Origin of the sequence: Neobacillus solisequens, assembly GCF_051233465.1 — a bacterium.
In the GTDB taxonomy this organism is placed as follows: domain Bacteria; phylum Bacillota; class Bacilli; order Bacillales; family Cytobacillaceae; genus Neobacillus.
On record NZ_JBKFGJ010000020.1, the window covers coordinates 104,531 to 128,714 of the forward strand.

Annotated in this window: 22 protein-coding genes; 6 read left to right on the top strand and 16 right to left on the bottom strand. The window is 39.1% G+C overall.

Going from position 1 to position 24,184, the window contains the following annotated elements:
* Nucleotides 1-5: 5 nt before the first annotated feature.
* Nucleotides 6-1,655, top strand: a complete 1,650-nt coding sequence (locus ACI3K6_RS19110; RefSeq protein WP_435556071.1) for a sensor histidine kinase — start codon at nt 6-8, stop codon at nt 1,653-1,655.
* 17 nt (nt 1,656-1,672) lie between these two features.
* Nucleotides 1,673-3,118 (top strand): sigma-54-dependent transcriptional regulator, encoded by a 1,446-nt coding sequence (locus tag ACI3K6_RS19115; protein ID WP_435556072.1) that lies wholly within the window; start codon nt 1,673-1,675, stop codon nt 3,116-3,118.
* A 69-nt stretch (nt 3,119-3,187) separates the two neighbouring features.
* Here the strand turns inward: ACI3K6_RS19115 and adhP are convergent, their stop codons facing one another.
* The 5 genes from adhP to ACI3K6_RS19140 form a co-directional block, all read right to left on the bottom strand.
* Nucleotides 3,188-4,201 (bottom strand): alcohol dehydrogenase AdhP, encoded by a 1,014-nt coding sequence (adhP, locus tag ACI3K6_RS19120; RefSeq protein WP_435556073.1) that lies wholly within the window; start codon nt 4,199-4,201, stop codon nt 3,188-3,190.
* Between the two features lie 185 nt (nt 4,202-4,386).
* Nucleotides 4,387-5,145 (bottom strand): NUDIX hydrolase, encoded by a 759-nt coding sequence (locus tag ACI3K6_RS19125; RefSeq protein ID WP_435556074.1) that lies wholly within the window; start codon nt 5,143-5,145, stop codon nt 4,387-4,389.
* A gap of 864 nt (nt 5,146-6,009) precedes the next feature.
* Entirely contained in the window at nt 6,010-6,699 is a 690-nt protein-coding gene (locus tag ACI3K6_RS19130) for a polysaccharide deacetylase family protein (RefSeq protein ID WP_435556075.1), read from the bottom strand.
* A 2-nt stretch (nt 6,700-6,701) separates the two neighbouring features.
* Nucleotides 6,702-7,373: a TVP38/TMEM64 family protein gene (locus ACI3K6_RS19135; protein ID WP_435556076.1), complete on the bottom strand. Its 672-nt coding sequence runs from the start codon at nt 7,371-7,373 to the stop codon at nt 6,702-6,704.
* Between the two features lie 187 nt (nt 7,374-7,560).
* Entirely contained in the window at nt 7,561-8,739 is a 1,179-nt protein-coding gene (locus ACI3K6_RS19140) for an MGDG synthase family glycosyltransferase (RefSeq protein ID WP_435556077.1), read from the bottom strand.
* Nucleotides 8,740-8,983: 244 nt separating this feature from the next.
* Between ACI3K6_RS19140 and ACI3K6_RS19145 the strand changes: the two genes are divergently transcribed.
* Nucleotides 8,984-9,700: a response regulator transcription factor gene (locus ACI3K6_RS19145; protein WP_335478112.1), complete on the top strand. Its 717-nt coding sequence runs from the start codon at nt 8,984-8,986 to the stop codon at nt 9,698-9,700.
* On the top strand, nt 9,690-11,258 hold the full coding sequence (locus ACI3K6_RS19150) for a sensor histidine kinase (RefSeq protein ID WP_435556078.1): 1,569 nt from the start codon (nt 9,690-9,692) through the stop codon (nt 11,256-11,258). Before ACI3K6_RS19145 ends, ACI3K6_RS19150 begins: the two co-directional genes overlap by 11 nt.
* 26 nt (nt 11,259-11,284) lie before the next feature.
* Here the strand turns inward: ACI3K6_RS19150 and ACI3K6_RS19155 are convergent, their stop codons facing one another.
* A complete protein-coding gene (locus ACI3K6_RS19155; RefSeq protein WP_435556079.1) occupies nt 11,285-12,073 on the bottom strand; it encodes a hypothetical protein in 789 nt (262 codons plus the stop codon).
* 124 nt (nt 12,074-12,197) lie between these two features.
* On the opposite strand from ACI3K6_RS19155, the gene uvsE reads away from it, so the two are divergent.
* Nucleotides 12,198-13,151 (top strand): UV DNA damage repair endonuclease UvsE, encoded by a 954-nt coding sequence (gene uvsE / locus ACI3K6_RS19160; protein ID WP_435556080.1) that lies wholly within the window; start codon nt 12,198-12,200, stop codon nt 13,149-13,151.
* Between the two features lie 66 nt (nt 13,152-13,217).
* Here uvsE and ACI3K6_RS19165 read toward each other — a convergent pair whose 3' ends face one another.
* From ACI3K6_RS19165 to ACI3K6_RS19190, 6 genes are read right to left on the bottom strand one after another with little or no spacing between them, the layout of a single operon-like run.
* On the bottom strand, nt 13,218-14,690 hold the full coding sequence (locus tag ACI3K6_RS19165) for an aldehyde dehydrogenase (RefSeq protein WP_435556081.1): 1,473 nt from the start codon (nt 14,688-14,690) through the stop codon (nt 13,218-13,220).
* Nucleotides 14,687-14,887, bottom strand: a complete 201-nt coding sequence (locus ACI3K6_RS19170) for a 2-hydroxymuconate tautomerase (protein WP_472850925.1) — start codon at nt 14,885-14,887, stop codon at nt 14,687-14,689. The genes ACI3K6_RS19165 and ACI3K6_RS19170 overlap by 4 nt, the downstream gene beginning before the upstream one ends.
* 31 nt (nt 14,888-14,918) lie before the next feature.
* Nucleotides 14,919-15,710 (bottom strand): 2-keto-4-pentenoate hydratase, encoded by a 792-nt coding sequence (locus tag ACI3K6_RS19175; protein ID WP_435556083.1) that lies wholly within the window; start codon nt 15,708-15,710, stop codon nt 14,919-14,921.
* A gap of 19 nt (nt 15,711-15,729) precedes the next feature.
* Nucleotides 15,730-16,506: a 2-keto-4-pentenoate hydratase gene (locus ACI3K6_RS19180; RefSeq protein ID WP_435556084.1), complete on the bottom strand. Its 777-nt coding sequence runs from the start codon at nt 16,504-16,506 to the stop codon at nt 15,730-15,732.
* Between the two features lie 31 nt (nt 16,507-16,537).
* The gene (gene dmpG, locus ACI3K6_RS19185) at nt 16,538-17,551 is read right to left on the bottom strand and encodes a 4-hydroxy-2-oxovalerate aldolase (protein WP_435556085.1); all 1,014 of its coding nucleotides are present in this window, start codon (nt 17,549-17,551) and stop codon (nt 16,538-16,540) included.
* Complete coding sequence (locus ACI3K6_RS19190) at nt 17,548-18,462, bottom strand: acetaldehyde dehydrogenase (acetylating) (RefSeq protein ID WP_435556086.1); 915 nt, start codon at nt 18,460-18,462, stop codon at nt 17,548-17,550. Before ACI3K6_RS19190 ends, dmpG begins: the two co-directional genes overlap by 4 nt.
* Nucleotides 18,463-18,677: 215 nt before the next feature.
* On the opposite strand from ACI3K6_RS19190, the gene ACI3K6_RS19195 reads away from it, so the two are divergent.
* Entirely contained in the window at nt 18,678-19,445 is a 768-nt protein-coding gene (locus ACI3K6_RS19195; protein WP_435556087.1) for an IclR family transcriptional regulator, read from the top strand.
* 75 nt (nt 19,446-19,520) lie between these two features.
* On the opposite strand, the gene ACI3K6_RS19200 is transcribed toward ACI3K6_RS19195, so the two are convergent.
* From ACI3K6_RS19200 to ACI3K6_RS19215, 4 genes are all read right to left on the bottom strand, one after another.
* Nucleotides 19,521-20,501, bottom strand: a complete 981-nt coding sequence (locus ACI3K6_RS19200) for a catechol 2,3-dioxygenase (protein ID WP_335475914.1) — start codon at nt 20,499-20,501, stop codon at nt 19,521-19,523.
* A 196-nt stretch (nt 20,502-20,697) separates the two neighbouring features.
* Nucleotides 20,698-22,578: a XylR N-terminal domain-containing protein gene (locus tag ACI3K6_RS19205; protein WP_435556088.1), complete on the bottom strand. Its 1,881-nt coding sequence runs from the start codon at nt 22,576-22,578 to the stop codon at nt 20,698-20,700.
* Between the two features lie 214 nt (nt 22,579-22,792).
* On the bottom strand, nt 22,793-23,677 hold the full coding sequence (locus tag ACI3K6_RS19210) for a cytidyltransferase (RefSeq protein WP_435556089.1): 885 nt from the start codon (nt 23,675-23,677) through the stop codon (nt 22,793-22,795).
* A gap of 18 nt (nt 23,678-23,695) precedes the next feature.
* Nucleotides 23,696-24,175, bottom strand: a complete 480-nt coding sequence (locus ACI3K6_RS19215; protein WP_435556118.1) for a flavin reductase family protein — start codon at nt 24,173-24,175, stop codon at nt 23,696-23,698.
* Nucleotides 24,176-24,184: the final 9 nt, after the last annotated feature.

Sequence of the window (24,184 nt, forward strand, 5' to 3'; positions counted from 1 at the left end):
GCACCATGAAAAACAGAGAACAAATGATTGAACTGTTAACAGGGGTACAATCTTCAAAACGAAATTATTACACAGAACTAAAAAAAACGATTCATGAACTCCAAAAAAAGAATATACAATTAGAAATCATTAACGAGCTTATGAAAAGCTTTAATGTAGATATGTCCATGGATGACATGTTGAAACATGTACTAGAAAAATTAAAAACGATTTTTCCGATTGAAAGAATCAGCCTATCCTTATTGCATGGTGGGGAATTAGTTTTAGCAAACATCTACCCTTTCGAAACCTTCGAATTGACAATTGGATCCCTCCATCCCACGAAGAATTCTTTATACTGGCATGTATTACAGTCGTCTGAACCTTATTATCACTTAGTTGAGACGAACAAAAACCATGAGGCTTGGTTTGAGGATTACGCTTTTTCAAAGCTGAATTTAGTAGCTATTAACTTATTCCCACTTATCAGTAAAGGACATGTAAAGGGCATACTGTCACTTGGAAGTAAGGTAAAAATGGACATTCATCCATCAGATCGGGCATTTTTCCAACAGCTCGCTGACCAACTCGCCGTTTGCTTAGAAAATGTTCGTCTGTTCAATGAGTTACTTGAGACGAAAAAACAATGGGAAGAAACTTTTCAAGCAGTTTCTGACGCCATTTTTATGGTTGATGTGAATGGAAAGCTGATCCAAGCTAATCAATCGGCTCTCCAATACTTATCTGAAGCGGGGAATCTTAATGAACTGAATGTAGCTCGACTTTTATTTACAGAGGAAGTGAACCCATTTAAAGAAACGATTCTTACAAAAAGCCCTTCATCAAGCAAATTACATATCGAGAAAAAAGTTTGTGAGTGTTATTGTTTCCCAATTTTTAATGATGCTAATCAGTTATATGCAACGATTATTTACATTAAAGACGTTACAGCGAAAAGCAGGATTGAAGCTCAGTTGATCCAATCCGGCAAACTAGCTGCCATTGGTGAAATGGCAGCCGGAGTAGCTCATGAACTAAATAATCCACTCACTGCCATTATGGGAAATTCACAGCTCTTACTTAGGAAACTTGATCTTCCTGATTCAAGTCATAAACTATTGGAAGATATATATGAATGCGGGAAACGGAGCAAGAACATTATTCGCAATCTATTAACCTTTTCACGTCAGGATGAATATCTTTTCGAAAAATGTTCGGTCAATGTGGCCGCAGCACAAGTTCTTAGTCTAGTTGGAAATCAGCTTTACAAGGAGGCCATCGAAATTGAAACAAGATTCACCCCATCCCTTCCACTGATCGATGGAAGCTGCCAACAAATTGGACAAATCATCTTAAACCTTTTGTTAAATGCAAAGGATGCATTAGAGGATTCGAAACGGAACGATAAAAAAATTATTCTTCAAACCTATCTGCAAGAGGTAGACGGGTTAAAAACCATTATATTAACCGTAGAGGATAATGGCTGTGGAATGGAGGAATCGGTGATTTCGGAAATTTTCCACCCATTTTTTACAACAAAAAACGGATTAAAAGGGAATGGACTTGGGCTTTCTGTTAGTTTGGGGATTGCCGAAGCACATGGCGGAACATTGGAGGCAGAAAGTACACTTGGTGAAGGTAGTACTTTTAAACTCATCTTGCCAATCAATGATTGATGTAAAGAGGTGAAAAAATGTCTAATATCTTAGTAGTTGATGATGAAAGTGAAATTTGCCGCTTTCTAAACCACCTATTAACTGATATGGGGCATTCCGTCACATGCTGTACAAGTGGGGCAGAATTCGACGGGTATGTCTCTAAACTAGAATATCAATTAGCTTTTCTTGATGTCAGGCTCCCAGACCGAAATGGCTTAGATATTTTACTACATCTTAAAAAGAAGCAACCACACTGTAATGCAATTGTCATGACTGGTTATAGCACTGTAAAAACAGCTATTGAAGCTATAAAACTAGGAGCGTCTGATTTTATTGAAAAGCCGTTTGAAGATATTTCTGATATTGAACAATTAACACACCAACTGTTAACAACCACACCCTCCCCTACTCTTAGTGATGCCCATGATCTATCCAACCGCTTAGGCTGTTTTATTGGCTATAATGAAGAGATGCAGCAACTTTACACTTTAGCCTATAAATTTGCTCAAAAAAATGTCAATGTATTGATTGAAGGGGAAACGGGAACTGGAAAGGAAGTATTAGCCCATTTCATTCATCAGGCCAGCCAGCGATCTGCATTTCCATACGTTGCCGTCAACTGTGGAGCTATTTCTGAAAGTCTGTTGGAAAGTGAGCTGTTCGGCCATACAAAAGGGGCTTTTACGGGTGCAATAAAAGAGCGTAAAGGGTATTTTGAATTGGCAGGAAAAGGCACCTTATTTCTTGATGAAATTGGGGAAGCTTCCCTTGCGACACAAGTAAAACTATTACGTGTTCTTGAAACGGGAGAATTCATGAAGGTCGGCGGGGAATTCACTCAAAGGAGTAAAGCCAGATTAATTGCCGCATCCCATGTTGATTTACAAAAAGCGGTAGCCTCTGGGACATTCCGCGAGGATTTATTATATCGCCTGGATGTAGTCAGATTAACCATCCCCCCATTACGAAACCGACTCGAAGATATTCCGTTATTTATCCAACATTATTTAAAACAGCAAGATCTTCATCTAACCTATGACAATGAGACAATGGAATATTTGTGTAACTATCAATGGCCGGGAAATATGAGGGAACTGATCAACGTCATTAAATGGACCATAGCATTAGCTGAGGGAGAAACATCAATCATAACACCTAACTATCTTCCTGAAAAAATAACGAACTCAGGCCAACCTCTTTCTCATACAACTGAAATAGAACGCACTGCTAATTCCTCATCGTCTTTTTCAACAGAAGAATATTTAAGGAAGTGGCACCAAGATTTAATGTTGCTATGGGAAATGGATAGAGGCGTTGATTTACATAAAATTCTTGATATGATCAAATCCTTTGAATCTAAAACAGTTCAAGCACTTATCTATAAAGCACTGCAAACAACAATCGGGAACCGTAAAGAGGCAGCTGATTTGCTAGGCATTTCTCAAAGAAAACTAAGATACTATTTGAATGAAAAAAAATAATCCATCATACAGCCGAAAAAGACCGGAATTATCTACCCGGTCTTTTCAGTTTTCAATTTTGCTATACGATTAATTCATAGTTAGAACAATCCGGCCGTTGATCTTTCCAGATTCCATTTTATCAAATACATCATTGATCGCATCAAGCGGAGCCGTTTCGATTTGTGAACGAACTTTTCCTCTGGCAGCAAAATCTAGGGCTTCCTGCATATCTTTTCTAGTACCGACGATGGACCCTTTTACGGTAACACCATTCAAAACTGTATCAAAAATCGGAATTGGCAGCTCATCATGCGGCAATCCAACAACTACTAGAGTCCCACCTCGTTTAACAGATTGATAGGCCTGTTCAAATGCTTTTTTCGTGACGGCCACACTTACTGCAGCCTGTACACCGCCTACTTTATCTTGAATGGCCGCTGCTGGATCCACTTTCATCCCGTTTACAGTAAAATCCGCACCTAATTCTTTTGCCAATTCTAACTTTTCATCATGAATATCGACCGCTACTACATTAAAGCCCATCGCTTTTGCGTATTGAAGAGCGATATGACCCAGACCGCCAATTCCATAGATGGCCACCCAATCCCCTGGCTTTGCTTCAGACACTTTCAGAGCTTTATAGGTGGTAACCCCTGCACATAGAATTGGTGCCACTTCAACTGGATCAAGACCCTCTGGTATTCTGGCAACATAATCTGCTGGCGCTTTACAGTATTCCGCATAACCCCCATCAACGGAATAGCCACCATTTTGTTGCTTCGTGCAAAGCGTTTCTCTTCCGCTTAAACAATATTCGCACTCACCACATGCCGAAAATAACCAAGGAATCCCAACACGATCGCCGATCTTTAGGGATTTTACGCCTTCACCAAGTTCTGTTACAATACCTACTCCTTCATGGCCAGGTATTAACGGAAGCTTTGGTTTTATCGGCCAATCTCCGTGTGCCGCATGAAGATCGGTATGACAAACACCACATGCTTCCATTTTTACTAACACTTCCCCATATCCCAATGTTGGCTTTGGCACTTCCTTAATTTCCAATTGCCGTTTGAATTCGCTTACAATTGCTGCCTTCATTCCCCATTCCCCCTATTGAAAAATTCACCTATATACTTTGCAAGTAACATGCCAATCTTATATACTTGCAAAACATTATATAGTTAAGGAGAAATATTTACATTCAGCCGATCTTTCGGCACTATTAACCGATTGCTTGGCCAAAACTGCCGGAAAGCTAAAAATACCCACAACGTTTGTGAGTATTAATTCCAATCAACATTACCATTTAATCTTTTCAAAAGCTGATACGGTCGCACTTTAAACGATTCATAAGGCAAACATTGTCCCTTCATCGCATCGATTACCCTAGGGATGTACTTTCCCCGTTTAATGAATTGTTTTAGGTTTTCAGGATGAAGTTTGATAAATTGTACTTCTTTTGTTTCTTTAGATGTTGTTAAAGCACCACCTACTGCTTTTCCTAAAAACACGATCGTAGTGTTGCTTCCATTGGAATATACGCCTGTTACCCCTACTAGTTTTACTTGAATCCCCGTTTCCTCTAGGATTTCTCTACAAAGTGCCTTTTCGAGTGTTTCACCCTCATCAACACCTCCGCCGGGAAGCTCCCAGGTATCCGATCGCCAAAATGTTTTTACCAAAAGTGTTTCATTTTTTTCATTCGTTATAAAGCCACTCACCGTAACCGATTGTTTAGGTGAGCTGTAGGTTCCTGTCGGGGTTAGGAAATCTTGATAAGAGCATAGAATAAACTGCTGTAGATTGGGTTGCGCATGTTGATACAATTCATCTTTTTGAATTCTCTCTGTGATGTTTTCATACTCTTGATAGCTAGGATATTCCCAAATGACGATGACCTCATCTGAAGTGGATGTGAGCCAGCTTCCTATTAATTTCGCTCCATTTTTGATGTAACTAGGAAACAAGTACTCATTCAAAAATTCTTTTAGTGAATCAGCCTTTTCTGGGAGAACTCGATGCGTTTCTCTTAAAAAGAACATTGGTGGTCCTCATTTCAATTTAGATGTACATTTATTTTATGTACATGCATTAAAAGGGTTCGGGACCTTCAAATGAAAGACAATTTCAAACTGCCCATTCTTATTTGGTTCTTCATACTACCAATGAAAGACAATTCTAGAGTGTCCTTTCCTTGAAATGTCTTTCATTCACCTCTTGAAGGACAAGTCCTGGCTTGACCTCGCTTGTTTTGTCCTTCATCCACATTATGAAAGACAATTCCTTGCTTGACCTTCTATGATTTGTTCTTCATACACCACATGAAAGACATTTCATGGCTTGATCCTCTCTAATTTGTTCTTCATCCACCACATGAAAGACATTTCCTGGCTTGTCCTCGCTTGTTCTGTCCTTCATTCACCTGATGAATGACAATTCCTTGCTTGACCTTCTCTGATTTGTTCTTCATCCACCACATGAAAGACATTTCATGGCTTGTCCTCGCTTGTTCTGTCCTTCATCCACCTGATGAATGACAATTCCTTGCTTGACCTTCTCTGATTTGTTCTTCATCCACCACATGAAAGACATTTCCTGGCTTGTCCTCGCTTGTTCTGTCCTTCATCCACCTGATGAATGACATATCCTTGCTTGACCTTCTATGATTTGTTCTTCATCAACCACATGAAAGACATTTCATGGCTTGATCTTCTCTAATTTGTTCTTCATCAACCACATGAAAGACAATTCCATACTGGTCCTTCTCTAATTTGTCTTTCATCCACTCATTGAAAGACAATTTCTAGCTGACCTTCAGTCAATTTGTCCTTCATTCACACTATGAAAGACAATTCCAAACTGGTCCTTCCTTTAATTTGTCTTTCAATCGCGCATTCTCTCCATTTCTACATCTCATCTATTCTCACGCAAGAAATTCCCATCTTTGACAATTCATTAAAGACATCATTCAATGCCATTATGGTGTTCATTGGTGCATCTTCATCCGCTCCCCATGTAGTGCCGCAATCATGCAATAGGACGACATCCCCCTTTTTTATTTGATGGAGAAGCCTGTTTTTCACTTTTTCACTTCCCCCATTACTGCGCCAATCTTCTGCCATTACAGACCAAAGGATGATTTTATATTTTTTCAAAAGAAATAAATCAAACAGATTTAACAAACCCCAAGGTGGACGGTAATAGATGGGACGTTCTTCCGTTATTTTTTCAATGATGAAGGCACTTTTCTCCAAGTCCCTGCGAACCTTCCAAGGGCTCATCCCCCAATTAGCTCTATGAACGAAGTTATGAATCCCAAGTAAATGTCCCTCATCGTATATTCTTTTGATGATTTCGGGATATTTTTCTGCTTTTGATCCAAGTACAAAAAAAGTAGCTTTAATCTGATGTCTTTTCAGCAAATCCAAAATTTGCGGAGTATAAACTGGGTTTGGACCGTCATCGAAGGTAAATGCCACTTCCGTTGAAGAACCCTTACGCTTAATCACTCCGATTCCAAAGACCCGAGTTATTAAATAAGGAACAAACCAATAGAAGATAAGAATAATACCTATTAGAAAAATGATTTTTATCATCTTCACTTTTCTCCTTTAACATCCCATTTTCTTTTTAAAACAAGACTTAATATAGACGTTAAGATCAGCAGTCCTCCTCCAAGCATAAATGGAAGTAATCTTCCATGACGTACACCTGCAAAGAGGCTGCTCACCGAAATTGTATACGGCAAGATACCCAAGGCTGTTGTCCAAAGAAATGCCCTTCTATTTACTCCCAAAATTCCCGAGGCATAATTGATAAAATGGTAAGGAACTAATGGGATAAATCGGATGATCAACAGCCCGATTTCTCCTTGTTTGTCCAGCCAACGAGCTACTTTTACCAAATAAGGTTTTGCCAACGGTTCAATCAGAGGACGGGCAATCCATTTTGACAGTTGATAGGCAAGAACAGCTCCAAAGATCCCGCCAATCCAAGAATAGATGCCACCGGCTACTGGGCCATAGATTTCAATTAAAAATAGCGAGATAAATTCACCCGGTGCCGGTATGACATTTACCAAGGTTTGAATGATAATACCCAAGATTACTCCAAAAATGCCCAGATGACGAATCGTTTCAAGCCATCCTTTTGCCGTTCCTGTATGGACAAAATACACATACATCCCTGTTAGAAATAAGAAAAGAATCAAGCTAACAATCGAAATTGTTTTCGCTATGGGCTGCTGTTCTTTTGATGAGGTTAATTCCATATTTCACCTTCCTATTTACTTAGGCTCTGTTAAACTTGCCTGTTGATTTCCGCTCCAAGCACTTCGCTTTCCGTGGGCGTTTCGGCGAGCCTCCTCGGCGCTTGCGCCTGCGGGGTCTCTCCAGAACCGTACTCCCACAGGAGTCTTCGTGCCTTCCGCTCCTATCAACAGGGTTCTTTTACTTTACTTATGAACCGATCATGTATAACGATAGTTTTTGTTTATTTTGATAATGGTCCTTTGCATGAATAACGATCTCTGATGAAGCAAAAGCAGATTCTTTTGGATGAAATCGTTTTGAGTTTTCTTTCATTAGCTGTATCTGTTCTGGATGGCAGAGTAAATAAGATAACTCTTTGATTAAATCATGGTGTGTTTCAGTTTGAACCGCAACACCCGAACCTACTAAAAATTTTGCATTATCCTGTTCTTGACCAGGTATTGGCTTATACAGAATCATGGGCAACTCCATCGCAATCGCTTCAAATGTGGTGACTCCACCAGGCTTTGTAATCATTAGGTCAGAAATAGCCATTAATTCATGTACATAATCTATATAACCCATAATGTAAAAATGATGTTGTGAACCTTTTGTTTTTTCCAACATTTGCGTACGAAGTTTTTCATTATGCCCACAAACAACCATGATTTGAATCGGCCGCGATAATTGCTCAAATTCTTGAATAATGGAAATGCCATCACCGATCATTCCACACCCGCCGCCCATTATTAATACTGTAGGCAAATGTGGATCGATCCCATGTTTTTTATACAATTCCTCTTGGTGAAAGGCTTGAGAAAATTGCTGACGAATGGGAATCCCGGTGTGGGCAATCCGATGTTCCTCTACTCCTAATTGAATTAAGGAATCCTTGACAATAGTAGATCCCACAATGTATTGATCGGTATTAGGGTAAATCCAGCAGCTATGATCTGTATGATCTGTAATGATAGTGACAGTAGGAATATCGATGAATCCATATGTTTTCAGCTTCGACATAACAGCTGCGGCTAAAGGAAAAGTGCTGACAACAACTGATGGCTGCACCTCTCTCATTAATTTAAGCATTCGCCCGAGTCCTGAAGAGAAAATGGATTTCATAATAGTAGATAAAGTGTTGGCTCGGCGAGTTTTTTGAAAAAGAAATCCATACAGCTGTGGGAATGTTTTCACGCCTTGTAGGTATAGGAACCGGCTGACTTGATTGGAATAAGGATGAACCCACTCCATAAAATCAAAAATCACAGATTCTAAATTCGAATATTGAAGCTGGATTGCTTCATGAAGAGCTTTTGCTACCTGAACGTGACCATCACCATAGTTACCGGTTAGAATTAAAACTTTTTCTCTATTTAATGCTTTCATGCAGGATCCTCTCCTTTTATACGTTACGGAATAATCTCTATTGATTCATGTATTTTAACGAATGAGCAGTCTTCAACAATAAGCGCTATAATGATGGTACAAAAAACTTCTTAAGGAAACATGCCGTTCTTTCTTAAGATTTTCTTAATAGTAAAAGCAGAACTTCAGAAAATCTTCAGAAATTCTATCGATTTTTCTTAAGAGGAATGGAGTAAAATTTAGGAGATAGAAAGGAGCGGTTTTCATGTCACAAGAAACGATTTTAATCATAGATGATGAAAAAGAAATCCGTGATCTTATTGGAATTTATCTTACAAATGAGGGATATAACGTATTAAAAGCGGCAGATGGCATAGAGGGGTTACAGTACTTGGAGAGTGAGACCGTTCATTTAGTCGTATTAGATATCATGATGCCGAGGCTCGATGGGATACAAGCTTGTATGAAAATTAGAGAAAGCAGAAATGTTCCTATTATTATGCTATCAGCAAAATCGCAGGATATGGATAAAATAATGGGACTTACGACCGGTGCAGATGATTATGTCACAAAGCCATTTCAGCCATTAGAATTGGTCGCAAGAATTAAGTCACAGCTACGTCGTTACCTTCGCCTTAATCATTTGGATGGGAATCTTCAGTCAAGTGACAGCCAACAAATGGATGTTATTACGATTGATGAACTGATCATGAATGTTTCGACACATGCGGTTTCAGTTGAAGGGAAAGATGTAAAGCTTACACCTAGGGAGTTTGCCATTTTAGAACTATTAGCTCGGAATCCTGGGGTCGTGTTTAGCACAGAAAGAATTTATGAGCGAGTGTGGAATGAACCATTTTATGATTCTGAAAACACGGTAATGGTTCATATTCGAAATCTACGCGAGAAAATTGAAAATAACCCGCGGACGCCAAGGTATATCAAAACCGTTTGGGGGGTCGGGTATAAAATTGAACAATAAATATAGTAAAAAACTAGCTCAACTAGTGAAGAGCAGCATCCGTATTCAACTTTTTTTGGCGTTTATCATCTGTATCCTATTTTCGCTGCTAGTCGCTTTTGTCTCAAGTCCTATTTTAGAATTTAAAGAACGAAAGCTTGATTATACAGAAGGAATTGTCACTATTGATGACAGTGCTCGCGAATTAGTGAAACAATTTCATCAAATGAACCTTGATATAAATGGACTTGTCAAAGAATTAGGAATTGAAGATCCTGAATTTAATAACACATTTCTGAACCGGCGGCTACCTACCACAGTAGCTGCGAATGACAGGATAAAAGTTCCTGTTGATGAAAATTCAGCTTATCATTTAAGCAAGCAGGAATTAATCCAATTTTTACTAAATAAACAACAAAACAAGCTGGAAATCGTCGTCACAAATACAGACGGAAAAATTCTTTATAAATCAAAAGGCGTGACCAAAACAGAAGTCAATCTCAAGACAGAAATGGCAAATGCCAAAACGGTTTTTTTCGGAAAACAGCGTAATGAGCATCCGAAAATCACCAGATTGTATCCCATTACTTTAAATGGTGACAAAAACTATGTAATCGTTAGTGGTTATCCAAAAGCAACTGTGTTTTATGAAACGGAACCTGGTGTTACACCTTATCTACTAGGAACCCTCACATTTATTCTCTGTTTTTATTTCATTACCAAACGCAAAATGACAGAAATTGAGGAAATCGCATTAGGTTTAAAGGAAATAGCAAAAGGAAATTTACGGTATCGGATACGGGAAAAAAGTCAGGATGAATTGGGGTCTCTCGCAACAAATATCAACTACATGACGTCCGAATTACATGAAATGATTGAACGAGATCGCCAATCGGAAAAATTGAAGGATGAATTGATCACCAATGTCTCCCATGATTTGCGGACACCGTTAACCTCCATTATGGGATATTTAAGGCTTGTGAAGGACCGACAGTATAAAAACCAATCCCAATTAGATGAATATGTGGATATTGCCTATGGAAAATCAGAACAATTAAAAAAATTAATTGAAGATCTTTTTGATTTTACCCGCCTAAATTATGAAGGCGTACAGCTTAAAAAAGAAAGGGTAAGCGTAAACCAACTTCTAAGGCAGCTAATGGAGGAACTTGACCCCATTGCTCAAGATCACAACGTAAAGTTTAAAAGTGAACTTCCGAAAGATCATATTTTGATGGAGGTTGACCCCAATCAAATGGTCCGAGCGTTAGAAAATGTATTAAGCAATGCGATAAAGTACAGCACCCCTCCAGGAAACATCTATGTAAAAATGTTAAAAGAGGGTTCTAACGTGAAAATTTCCATTTCAAACCCCTGTGAAACTTTATCGGAAGATGAGGTTGCCAGATTATTTGATCGGTTCTATCGAGTAGATACTTCTCGCTCTTCCAATAAGTCCGGCGCTGGATTGGGATTAGCGATTACCAAAAGTATAATCGATTTGCATAATGGTTCAACATGTGTCTCCTATGATGATCAAGTCATTCAGTTTTCAATAGTTTTGCCAATTAACCCATGAGAGGACCGTCAAAAATGACGGTCCTTTCAGCGTTTCGTAACATGAAAATCTAAAACACGGTCGATTTGTAAAATGATATCAATTAATTCTTGATAATCATGGTAGATTTCTTCTTGGGCATGTGCCGTATTATTCCGTAACACCTCAAGATGTTTAAAGAATTCCCTGCACTTACTATTGCTTTCAAACCCTAACTGACTCATCAATTTCGGTGTTTTTCTGATAATCGTCCCCTTATCCCCTAGTTGAATGTTATCCAGTAACGATAATCCCTCATTTTTTTCCATTCGTTTTTGCAGCATTTCAGTCGCTTTCACTAACCGTTCATCGGAAAGATGCTCTTTCCAACTATCATCCGGAAAGACATCTTTAATTAAAGAAATTAACAACATTTCTAAAAGCGAAATCAAACTGAATACCAACATCCGAATGGGTTGCTTATGAAGATCCGCAATGGTCACAATTTTACTAACCTTATTTTTTTCCAGAATAAATATATATTTTCTGTCTCTCAGTATTTCCAACAATTCGATTAAAGAGGTTGAATCGGATATGAGGTCCTCCGAATGAAACGGTCTATAAAAATCTTCAACCGTCCCTTCGAATAATTCGTCTCGTAAAATAAATCCGGCAATTTTCCCTTTGATCTCTACCCCATACACATCAAAATCCCTTTGATGCATTTCATTTTTTATTTTTAAGGCATGATTATCCGGCTGACATGTATATAGTTCTTCCGAAAGCAAATCAACATTTAAGTTTTTTTCGTAGATAACCTTTAACTTTTCATAGCCTTTTATGGTTTTTGAATTCATAGAAATCCTGTCCTTTTAGAAAATTAATATTTCACACTATTATAATGCTAATGATGTATATTGAATAGAGAATAGAAGAAGATAAAAGTACTTACTATAGATTGGGAATTTAAGGGGAAAACAGATGAAGATTCGATTCGGCTACGTAGCAAATGCATTGGGATTATGGGATGCAAGTCCATCTAAGGCACTTACTTTTGCAAGATATTCAGCACTTCCTAAAAGCGAACGAATGGAAAAACTAAAATCCATTACAGCACAAAACTTATACCATACTAAAAGAATCCTGTATTATAATCTTGCACACGAAATCGAATTGTATCGATTATCTAGCTCGCTCGTTCCCTTGGCTACCCATCCGGAAGTCATGTGGGACTTTATCTCCCCTTTTAAACAGGAATGGGAAGAGCTTGGTCAGCTTATAAAAAATTTTAATTTTCGAGTAAGCTTCCACCCCAACCAATTTACCCTTTTTACAAGCCCTAGGGAAGAAGTAACAATAAATGCTGTGAAAGATATGGAATATCATTTTAGGATGCTGGAAGCGATGGATGCAATTGGATCGGCTTTAATAAATATTCATATTGGCGGAGCCTATGGCGACAAAGAAACCTCTTTAAACCGCTTCCATCAAAATATCAAAACTCTGCCGCTAGAAATTAAAAAGGTTATGACGTTGGAAAATGATGATAAGACCTATGATGTTCTAGAAACACTCGTTACTTGTGAAAAGGAAAACATCCCCATGATCCTCGATTATCATCATTTTATGGCCAATAAGGGAGAAGTCGACCTTCCCCTTTATCTACAGCGCATTTTCGATACATGGAACTCGTTCCATCTCTCCCCTAAGGTACATATATCTTCTCCAAAATCAGAAGAGGCCTATCGTTCACATGCGGATTATGTAGACTTAGATTTTGTACTCCCCTTTCTAAAAATGGCAAAGGAGCTGAACCAGGACTTTGACATTATGATTGAAGCGAAACAGAAAAACCTGGCGATGCACAAACTGGTTGAAGATATTGCTTCGTTAAGAGGGGTTAAACGAATTTCTGGGTCTTCGGTGGATTGGTGAATTTACTTAAGCCGATTTTAAAAAAAGACGTACACTTCTGTACGTCTTTCCCATTATCATTTTATATTAATTTAATGCAATGCAAATATTTTTCGCTTCTGTAAAGAACTCCATACTGTGGTGGCCTCCCTCACGGCCAATTCCACTTTTCTTAAAACCGCCAAATGGAGCACGCAGGTCACGAACAAACCAGCAATTTACCCATATGGTCCCTGCTCGGACAGAATGGGAGATTCGGTGTGCACGCTGGAGGTTTTGAGTCCAAACGACACCATTCAATCCATATTCTGTATCATTCGCAATTCGTAATGCTTCTTCCTCTGTATCAAATGGAATAATCGTTACAACTGGTCCAAAAATCTCTTCCTGACACAAACGTGACTTCGAGTTTTCTGTAACATACACCGTTGGCTCCAAATAATATCCATTTTGTAAATAGTCAGGAAGCTCCGGACGTTTTCCACCGCAGATTAAGTCAGCCTCCTCCTCTTTAGCAATTTCAAGGTAACTCATTACTTTTTTATAATGTTGCTCACTCACAAGCGGTCCCATTTTCGTGTCTTTAATTTGCGGGTCGCCAACTTTTAATACCAATGCAGCTTTCTTAAACCTTTCCAAAAAGATATCAAAAATGTTGCGCTGTACTAAAATCCTCGAGCCAGCAAGACATACCTGTCCTGAGTTCATAAATGCAGCATGTATGGAACCCGGTACCGCTTTATCTAGATCTGCATCTTCAAACACGATATTGGCGGCTTTCCCCCCAAGCTCAAAGGAAACTTTTTTAAGGGTATCTGCTCCATTTTTCAAAATCCTCTTCCCCGTTGAGGTAGAACCTGTGAATGAGATTAGATCTACTTCAGGATGTGTGGTCAGGGAGGTACCCGCTACATTGCCTAAACCATGAACCACGTTAACAACGCCGTCTGGAATGCCAGCTTCTTTGGCAATTTCACCAAGTAAAGAAACGGACAGCGGAGTCATCTCAGCCGGTTTAATGACAGCTGTATTTCCTGCTGCAAGACATGGACCAAGCTTCCATGTAGTCAGCATAAATGGTACATTCCACGGAGTAATCAAAGCCGCCACTCCCACTGGTTCATAACGGGTATAGTTAATGTAATTTTCCTCCATTGGAAAGGTATCTCCGCCTTGTTTTTCAACAAAATCAGCAAAAAAACGGATGTTGTGCGCTGCACGGGGAACTTCGTGCTCAACGGTTGAATGAAATGGCTTTCCTACATCAATAGCATCCAATCTAGCTATTTCTTCTTTTCTTTCCAAGATTATTTCTGCCATTCTACGCAGTTTCCCGCAGCGCTCAGCTACCGTCATTGTTCTCCATGGACCATTTTCAAAAGCTGTTCTGGCAGCCCGGCAAGCTTGATCGACATCTTCTTCCGTTCCTTCGCTAACCCTTGCAATAATTTCCTGTGTCGCTGGATTTTTCACTTCAAATGTAGCCCCATTGCTTGATTTCACATATTGACCATTTATATATAAGCCAACCTCTCTCACACCAATTTGGACTTTTGTCATTTTGAAACCTCATTTCTTTTTTTTACCGATTCACCTGCAATACCCCAGTGCTCAGGTTCTACTTCCTGAATCATGACGCGGACATTCTGTATGGGTGCCTCTAATATTTCTGAAACTAAATCAGTGACTTCACGAATTAATCGTTCTTTTTTTTCCGATGTCCTTCCTTTAAGAATATTAATCTGAATAAATGGCATGAACATCTCTCCTTTCTTTGTCAGTCCAAGGTCATTCTGTAAAGACAGCTTCAACTGTACCGATTCTGTCAAAGCAGGCAGAAAAATGATCACCTTCAGCAATTGTTACTGCCCCAGATAATGAACCGCTCAACACCACTTCTCCAGGTTGAACACTTTGTCCTTCCTTAAACAATTTATTCACCATCCATGCGATCGCTCTTGCTGGATGACCCATCACGGCTGCTCCTGCCCCGGTAGCAACAACTTCACCATTTTTCTTAAACACCATCCCCATAAGTCTTAAATCAAATTGCTCTGGTGAAAAAAATCTTTCGCCAATGATAAAACGGGAAGATGAAGAATTATCTGCAACTGCATCCGGAAGTGTAAAGCTAAAGCCTTGAAACCTGCTGTCAATAATTTCTAATGCAGGAGCAATATATTCTGTAGCAGCAAGCACATCCGCTACAGTCACATGTGGACCCTTTAATTCTTTTCCAAAAATAAAAGCTAACTCAGGCTCCAATTTTGCATGAATAAATGAAGAAATAGAAATTGGGTCGCCTTCAAATAATTGCATGCTCTCAAGTAACACACCGTAGGAGGGCTCATGGACTCCCATCATTACCTGCTTTGCTTTACTGGTTAAACCAAGCTTACGACCGACCCTTTTTGTTTTTTCTTCATTACATTTAATTTCAATTAATCGTTCTTGTACTTTATAAGCTAACTCCTCATTCATTTCAGGATATTTATCTACAAATTTATCAATCGAATATCTATGTTTTTCTGCTTTGTATAACTCATTGGCGATTTCATCAATCACATGCGTTTTTAGCATGCATTTCACCTCATTTCCCTTACCGCTTAAATGTTGCACTTACCGATCCGATATGTGCAAATTCAGCTGTAAACGTATCTTGATCTTCTATCTCTACAGCACTGGTCAAAGCACCAGAAAGGATAATTTCACCTGCTTTTAATGAAACTTCATATTTGCTCAGAGAATTCGCTAACCATGCAACTGCCCGTAACGGATTGCCCAGTACTGCTGCACCTGCAGCTGAGTCAATCATCACTCCGTTTTTATAAACCACCATGCCGATATGGGCTAAATCAATGCCATTGAGCTTTGTTGGACTTCCACCTATGATGGCACTGGCAGATGATCCATTATCCGCTACTGTATCTTCAAACTTTATTTTCCAATCAAGTATCCTGCTATCGATAACTTCAATTGCTGGGACAATATAGTCCGTGGCTTCGATTACGTCCATCAAGGTAATATTCGGACCTTTTAAATCCTTTTTTAAAATAAAAGCAATCTCACACTCTACTTTCGGCTGAATGTATTGTTTCAGTGAAATAGTATCACCATCAACAAACATCATATCGTCTAAGAGATGTCCGTAATCCGGTTGATTAACACCAAACATATTTTGTATAGCTTTACTTGTAGCACCAATTTTTTTCCCGACAATCTTGGCACCCTTTGCCACCCTTCGTTGGACGATCTCCAACTGGGTTAAGTAGGCTTCATCCACTGTAATTCCTGGATAAGTCACTGTTAACGGTTCAATTACTTTCTTCATTTCTTCTGCTTCCATCAGCCTTGCAGCAGCCTCATCAATAATCATCTAACTCACACCACCTTGTTTAAACGCTTAATCAAACCCTGACACTTTTTTTGGCAGCCAATTCAACTGCAACATCCAAAATCCAATCTTCTTGTCCGGCAATCGCTTGGCGTTTCCCTAACTCATCCATTATTTCTGAAACACTTACCCCAAATTTTTCCGCGGCATGTCTTACGTGCAAGAGAAAGCTATTATATACGCCGGCATATCCGCTTGATAAATTGTCCCGGTCAAGAATAATCGGGGCTGGCATGATAGGCGCGACCACCTCTTCCGCTGCATCCATTAAAACAGAGAGGCTGATATCGGTATCGATTCCCATTTTATTTAATACTGCCACTAGTACCTCTGTCGGAGCATTACCTGCTCCCGCACCAAGTCCTCTTAACGTTCCATCTATTTGGTCCGCACCTTCCTCCAGGGCAGCCAATGTATTTCCAATTGCCAATCCAAGATTATTATGAGCATGGAAGCCTACATCAATGGAGAGTGCCTCTTTTAATGCGGAGACCCTTTCCTTTACACCCACAGGTACAAGAGCTCCAGCAGAGTCAACTACATAAACACAATCAGCTCCGTATGATTCCATCAATTTCGCTTGTTCAGCAAGGACTTTCCCGGATTGAGTGTGGGACATCATTAAAAACCCCACTGCCTCAATTCCTAATTCCTTTGCCAACCGGAAATATTGTTCCGTTACATCAGCTTCAGTACAATGTACCGCAATCCGAATCGTTTCGATTCCAATTTCGACTGCTTGTCGCAGTTCTTCACTCGTTCCAATACCTGGAACAAATAAGGAAGCTATTTTTGCCTTTTTTGCGGTTTTAACCGCGGTTTTAATTAAGTCAAACTCCGAGTAAAGAGAAAATCCTTGTTGAATGGTCGAGCCATGTAATCCTGCTCCATGGCTGACTTCAATAACAGGAACTCCCGCTTCATCAAGCCTTTTGACTACATTTTCGATTAATTCAGGAGAAAAACTGTGACTAACTGCATGCGAGCCGTCCCGTAGTGTTGTATCTGTTATTCTCGGTATTTTCATCGTTGGACCTCCTTTGTTCCAAGAAATTGTTGTGCATACAATTCTCCGACCTTTCGAGCCGAAGCTGTCATAATATCTAAATTCCCTGCATAGGTCGGAAAGAAATCTCCCTCTCCTTCCACTTCATTCATGATCACCATCATCGGTAAGCGTCCCCATGGAGTTTCACGATAATCAACGAATGGTTCTCCTTTTAACCGGTAACCAGGAACGTAAGTGGAAACTTCTTCGATCATGTTCAGCACAGATTTCTTAACTGCCTCAACATCAAAATCGTTATCTTTGATAACGGCATAAACCGTATTCGTCATGGTAATTGGAGGTTCGGCTGAATTAAAGACGGGAATAGCCCGAGCCGATTTCGCCCCGCCAACTTTAACAAGGGCATTTGCAGTCGTTCTAGTGAATTCGTCGACATTTTGTCTTGTTCCCGGTCCAATTGCACGGCTGGCCACCGTCGCAATGATTTCTGCATAATGTACAGGGACTACACGGGAAACAGCATATAAAAGGGGTGTAGTCGCCTGCCCCGCACAGGATACCATGTTTACATTTCTGGCCTCTTTATGTTCTTCCAGGTTTACCGGTGGAACTAAATACGGACCAACGGCTGCAGGCGTTAAATCCACAGCCATTTTTCCTGCTGAACGTAAGAGTTCCGCATTTTGAAAATGGGCTTTTGCACTTGTAGCATCGAAGACAATTTTAATTTCCGGATCTTCTAAAATTTCTTTAATTCCCTCATGGCTTGTCTGGATTCCCATGTCACGTGCTCTTACCAATCCTTCAGAATTAGGGACGATCCCTGCCATTAACGATAATTCCAGATTTCCATCATTTTTTAAAATTTTGTACATCAAATCCGTTCCTATGTTACCGGAACCTAATATAGCAGCTTTCACTTTATCCATTTGCTGCACATCCTCCTCATTTTCAATTTTTTACTGAATGAAATATCACTTGATACTTTAAATAATCCTGGAAAAGGGTCGATTCTAACACCCCGTAAATCCCTCTATTGATCTTTATGATAGAAGATACTCATCATCTGAACAATTTCATCGTCCCTGTATAGTGGACATTTTCGAAATTTTTTTTATAATCAAAATAAGAGGTGTGAATAAAAATGGAAAAAGAACATGTACTTTCTTCTGTTAATAATGCGATTAAAATACTCCGTTCTTTTAAAATGGAAAACCCGCAAAAAGGGGTTCGTGAACTGGCAGCAGAGTTGGGATTAGGTAAAAGCAGTGTCCAAAGAATATTAGCCACATTGGCCAAAGAGGGATTGGTTAGAAAGAATAGTGAAACGAATAAATACGAACTTGGTTTATCCGTCCTTGAGTTAAGTTCGATCGTTTTAGGTCATATTGATCTCCATAAAGAGGCACTACCCATCATTACTAAATTGGCTAATACTTTCAAAGAAACCTCTCATCTCGCCATCTTGGATAATCTTGAAATCATTTATTTATGCAAAGTTGAAAGCGAAAACTCTATTAAATTGGTATCTCATCCCGGTCTTCACAATCACACCCATAGCACGAGCTCTGGCAAACTATTACTCGCTTATAGTGAACCATTTCTGGTAGATACGATATTGGACAAAGGTTTAGAAAGATTCACTTCAAAAACGATAACCGATCCCATAGAGTTTCGCCGTGAATTGAAGCAAATTTGTCAAAAAGGCTATTCTGTCAGTAACGGCGAACTACGTGATGATGTTACTTCCCTATCTGCTCCAGTCCGAGATTATACTGGCAAAGTAATGGCAGCTATTAACCTAGTGGGTCCAAGTAATCGCCTTACCAAACGAAAGGTTGAATGGATGGCATCGGAATTAATTCGTTCCGGGGAGTTGATCTCAGAAAAAATGGGCTATTGGAAACGTTAATTAAGCAATACAAAAAAATACTTATGAAGGAGATTGGTGATCCTCCTTCATAAGTAAATTCAGGTCCATTCGTTTTTAAGATTTTGCAATTTCAGGAACACTGACAGGAGTTCCACGCACCCACCATGATTCAGGGAATGCCGTACCTATCCATGTATCACCATTTCCGGGTACATCCTTCATTTCCCAAATGACAGGCTCCCAAGCAGGATCTAAAATTAGATAACCCGCATCCCCAAACAACTCAATCCGGTTTCCTCCCGGTTCATAGACGTACATACAAAAAGCTTGGCTGATTCCATGCTTATTTGGCGGAACCTCTACGAAAATATCATTTTCCCTTAGTAAATCTGCTAAATCATATAAATTTTGCGGAATGCCATACCAATAGCAAAGATGATGAAGTTTCCCCTGCATTTTGTTAGGTTCTGGCATGAACGCTATTTCGTGGACAAGGTTGGATACACTGATCCAGCTTCCAAGCACGTTGCCATTATCCTGAATTTGTTCCCTTAATCGAAATCCAAGGGCATCCAGCATAAAATCAGTGTCTTTTCCAGGATTGGAAGACATGAGGTTAATGTGGTCCAAGCGGCGTACAGGTACACCGCGATCCGGCCGTTTCGTGGCACGATTTAATAATTTCGTTTTTTCGTTTTCTTTCACTTTGTAATATTCCACATCATAAAATAATTCCATTAGATGACCATCAGGTGTTGTAAATTGGTAGGCCTTCCCATGACCAAGGTCCCCTTCAATCCACCCACGACCCAAACCTGTCGCCTTTACTGCCTCAACTCGCCGCTGGAGAGCTTGAGGAGAAATAGTCCGCCACGCAGCATGCCCGAGACCGGCTTCCTTTGCTTCCGTTACCTTTAAAGAATGATGATAAGACTCTTCGTAGGCTCTTAAATAGACAGATTGACCCGATCGTTCTGTAACACTCATTCCAAGCAATCTCGTAAAAAAGTCCACTGTTTCCTCTGGCTTTGGAGAGAAAATCTCCACATGTGCCAATTGCCCAACATCAAAAATAGGTTCTTTAATAGTTTTCAATATTACTCCTCCTAATTTTAAAATGCGAGATGTGAAGAACTAGTTGAAACCGTTTACATTATAGAGAAATTTTATATGCCTTTATCGGTTATTTTAATAGTAAAAAAGTTTGATATGGATAAAAAGACTATTGTCCCTTTATGGTGGACAGTTAATCAAAAATTTTTTTGTTTAACATTCTAATAACAATTGTTAGTTAAATCTCTAATTCTCCTAAAGAAACAAGAGCTTCTAACACCAAAAAGACGTGATGACTATCTAATGGATTACGAAGGTCTTTTCCTATCATCATTTCGATCTTCTGAATTCTATATAATAGCCCAGTCATAGATAACGACAGGTCCTTCATCGTTTGTTCGAGCTTTCCACCATTTAAAAGAAATACATACAAGGTTTTGATTAATTCAGCACTTTTCGGATCATTATTTTCATAAAGAACTCCCAGGAGCTGATGCGCCAATTTTTTTACAGCGGCTATATTATTTTGATTGATTAAAATTCCAACAATTCCTAAGGAATCAAAGGTTTGTACCTTCTTTTTTGTCACCATACGGCTGGCTATCAATGCTTCTTCATAATATTTGAATGCTTGTTCTATTAGTTCACCCTTGCTGCTTATCCCTAATTTAAAGCTAGTATGTGCGAACGTTTTTTCCAAAAACTTCACATATGCTTCTACCACCCCGGCCATTATACTGTCTTTTTTGGACGATAAAGGGATTAGAAAAACAATTCTTCCTTGTTTCTGAACAGCCAAAACAGTATGATTTTGCTCCTTAAAAAAAGTAATAGTAGATTCAAGCAGCTGCTCATGAAGAACCAATTCATGGTCGATCGATATTTTATGGTGCTTAACTTCTAAAACACCAATATAATATTTTTGCCTTAAATCAATATTCATGAACCTTCCGCGCTTTAAAATCTCTGTTTTAGAAGAATATTGATTATTCAGCAATTGTTCTAAAAAGTTTCCTTTCATTCTCTCAAACGATTCAAAGCTAGTCTTTTCATTGAGAAAAAATAAGGAAGCCGCGTTAGCAATTCTTTCTAAAAGCATAAAATCATGTTCTACATTATGTTCCATTATTTCCGAATATATAAAAGAACAATAACCCAGAACTTTTTTTCTGACGGTAATCGGTGCCAAAAGGAGCCGATGATGTTGAGTCTTAAGGCATTTCTTGCCAAAGGACAACAAAAACTCATCTGGTCTTTCATTTTGATGCTGATGTTTTTCATCTGCTTTACGAAACTCAAGCTTTATATCGTCCATAATTTCTTGAAAATCAGCACTCGTCATTCCTGAATACACCGAGGTCTGAAAACTTACATCATCAATCATAATTGGAATTCCAGTAATCTCGTTGGCGATATCCGCAATCATTTGCAAATCACAGCCATTGGTAACGGATTCCGTAAGCTTTTTATGAAGATTTGCCACCTGATACATATAATTTCTTTGCTCTAACAGCTGTTGATAGGTGTATTTATAATCTTTGATAATCGGAGACTCCGAATAATATTGATATTCCTCTGTTATTTCGCTTCCCCATTCAGCCAATGGTTTAAACTCCCAGCTGCAAACAGGATCGCCCATTGCAATACAAGACGTTTCTTTTGCAATGATTGTTTGATTGCAGATGGTAGACATAAAACCACTTACATATCCCCTAAGGGTATAACAAATAGGAGATTCCGAACGACCAAATCGTTTCAGATGTTCCAAACCTTCAAAAGAGCCTTCCCATGTACCTTTTCCAAATGAAGAAATAACCTGATCATTCTGATCAAAATCCATGTTAATAGAATAATTGACGCCCTTAACATGTCCATAGGTTGAGTGGAAATCCGGCCCCTGCTTAATTACCTCTTCAAGACGGGAAAACCCCAAAGCTAACGCATTCTTTCCGGCATTTGCTCCTAATTCATAACCATATCGAAGGAGGAAACCCTTTACTCGATCCATCCCAATATTTTTGATTAGTTCTTCTCTAAGCAGAGCAAAGGCAGATACAGAACTCAATATTCCCTCATTTTCATCAATACTTTTCACTTCATCTCGTATAACGATACTCATTACTAACACCTCGTTTTGGTTTGCTAGTTTGGAGATTTAAAGTTCAGAAAATTCAATCTAATAATCCGATAATAACAGCATTCTAACCTTAATACCAGAAACTATCATCCTACAAGTTGTCATTCTATTGGAAAAACCTCCAGACTACAGCAACTCACAAACTAAAAGTGTTTGAGCTTTTTCTACCTCTATTCACGTAAAAAATGAATAATTGTTAATATCTCAGTAAAGGTGGGTCATATTCTTCTTGATTGGGACTGAAAAAAAACTTACGTTGTTTAATCCATCTAATTTTAACGCATTTTCCAATCATGTCCTTGTTGGCATGAGCCGTTACAATTTCCAAATGTTTAGCTCCTCTCTTCTTAGTAGTAAGAAGAGATATTCCATAGTGTTCTAATTCATCCACCTTCCATACAACATCATAGGCTCCGCATACAGGTAGCATGAACTTTTCATGGCTGGAGATTTCGATCTTATTTTCCCTGTTATTCATCATTTGAAAACTAGTAATTTCTCCAAAAGTTTCGTGATAATCACCTAAAAGAGTAGGTATTTTAGATACCTCTCCTGCTATTAATAATTCCCTCATATAGGTAGAACTTATTTTCTTATCAAATAAACTGATTTTGGGCACAACCGTGACACCAAATCTACCCAAACCGTCCTGTCCTAGCGTATTCATATTCCCTTTCCCACAGTATCCATACGTAAAATCAAATCCTGCCACCACATGGATAGCCTGAACTCGCAACATGTACTGTCTTACAAATTCTTTTGGAGGTAATTTTGCAAATTCCATATCAAAATTTATAACGTACAAGATATCAATCCCCAATTGGGAAATCAGTTCCTCTTTTCTAGGAAGAGAAATAATATAATCTACCGATTCATTTCCGTTGCTTATGACTTCTTTGGGATGAGGATAAAAGGTCATAACGGCACTTTTGACCTTTTGTTCCAAAGCAATTTGTTTTGCCGCCTTAATGACTTTCCGATGACCGATGTGAACACCATCAAAAAATCCCAGGGCCACTACACACGGTTCCGCATCTTCGAAAACCGCTTCAGAATGATGGGTCAGATATACCGTTTTCAAACCTTTCACTCCTTGGTGTTAGTTTTTGCTGAGGATGCTTTGATTTAACGCATGATAGTGGCCTTGAAAAAATAGTAATGGTTCTCCCTCGTCTAGTCGGATATCGGTTACTTCTCCAATAAATAGAGTGTGGTCACCAGCTTCATGCACATTAACGACGTTGCAAGCAATGGTAGCAATTGTATCTTTTAGGATTGGCAGCCCAGCCAAGGTGGTAAATTCAATCATTCCATCAATATTTTTCTGACCGGCAAACAAGGTTGAGAATTCCTGTTGGTCTGCCGATAATATATTCACTGCAAAACGATTCGACTGTTGAATACGTTGAAGCATTTTAGCATTGTGCCCTACTGAGATCACTACTAATTTTGGATCAAGAGAGACAGACATGAAGGCATTCGCAGTCATACCAAAAGGTTCTCCGTCCACCTGAGTTGTTATCACCGTTACTCCAGTCGCAAATTTCCCCATAGCATTTCGAAATTGACGATTGTCCAAACCAATCAC

Bases quoted from the DNA above. Each gene is read 5' to 3' on its own strand.
- ACI3K6_RS19170 (WP_472850925.1), bottom strand. From the start codon at position 14,887: ATGCCATTTATTCAGATTAATATTCTTAAAGGAAGGACATCGGAAAAA.
- ACI3K6_RS19110 (WP_435556071.1), top strand. From the start codon at position 6: ATGAAAAACAGAGAACAAATGATTGAACTGTTAACAGGGGTACAATCT.
- ACI3K6_RS19195 (WP_435556087.1), top strand. From the start codon at position 18,678: ATGGAAAAAGAACATGTACTTTCTTCTGTTAATAATGCGATTAAAATA.
- ACI3K6_RS19125 (WP_435556074.1), bottom strand. From the start codon at position 5,145: ATGTTCTTTTTAAGAGAAACGCATCGAGTTCTCCCAGAAAAGGCTGAT.
- ACI3K6_RS19115 (WP_435556072.1), top strand. From the start codon at position 1,673: ATGTCTAATATCTTAGTAGTTGATGATGAAAGTGAAATTTGCCGCTTT.
- ACI3K6_RS19130 (WP_435556075.1), bottom strand. From the start codon at position 6,699: ATGATAAAAATCATTTTTCTAATAGGTATTATTCTTATCTTCTATTGG.
- ACI3K6_RS19175 (WP_435556083.1), bottom strand. From the start codon at position 15,710: ATGCTAAAAACGCATGTGATTGATGAAATCGCCAATGAGTTATACAAA.
- ACI3K6_RS19205 (WP_435556088.1), bottom strand. From the start codon at position 22,578: ATGAGTATCGTTATACGAGATGAAGTGAAAAGTATTGATGAAAATGAG.
- ACI3K6_RS19145 (WP_335478112.1), top strand. From the start codon at position 8,984: ATGTCACAAGAAACGATTTTAATCATAGATGATGAAAAAGAAATCCGT.
- ACI3K6_RS19140 (WP_435556077.1), bottom strand. From the start codon at position 8,739: ATGAAAGCATTAAATAGAGAAAAAGTTTTAATTCTAACCGGTAACTAT.
- ACI3K6_RS19180 (WP_435556084.1), bottom strand. From the start codon at position 16,506: ATGATTATTGATGAGGCTGCTGCAAGGCTGATGGAAGCAGAAGAAATG.
- ACI3K6_RS19135 (WP_435556076.1), bottom strand. From the start codon at position 7,373: ATGGAATTAACCTCATCAAAAGAACAGCAGCCCATAGCGAAAACAATT.
- adhP (WP_435556073.1), bottom strand. From the start codon at position 4,201: ATGAAGGCAGCAATTGTAAGCGAATTCAAACGGCAATTGGAAATTAAG.
- dmpG (WP_435556085.1), bottom strand. From the start codon at position 17,551: ATGAAAATACCGAGAATAACAGATACAACACTACGGGACGGCTCGCAT.
- ACI3K6_RS19190 (WP_435556086.1), bottom strand. From the start codon at position 18,462: ATGGATAAAGTGAAAGCTGCTATATTAGGTTCCGGTAACATAGGAACG.
- ACI3K6_RS19155 (WP_435556079.1), bottom strand. From the start codon at position 12,073: ATGAATTCAAAAACCATAAAAGGCTATGAAAAGTTAAAGGTTATCTAC.
- uvsE (WP_435556080.1), top strand. From the start codon at position 12,198: ATGAAGATTCGATTCGGCTACGTAGCAAATGCATTGGGATTATGGGAT.
- ACI3K6_RS19165 (WP_435556081.1), bottom strand. From the start codon at position 14,690: ATGACAAAAGTCCAAATTGGTGTGAGAGAGGTTGGCTTATATATAAAT.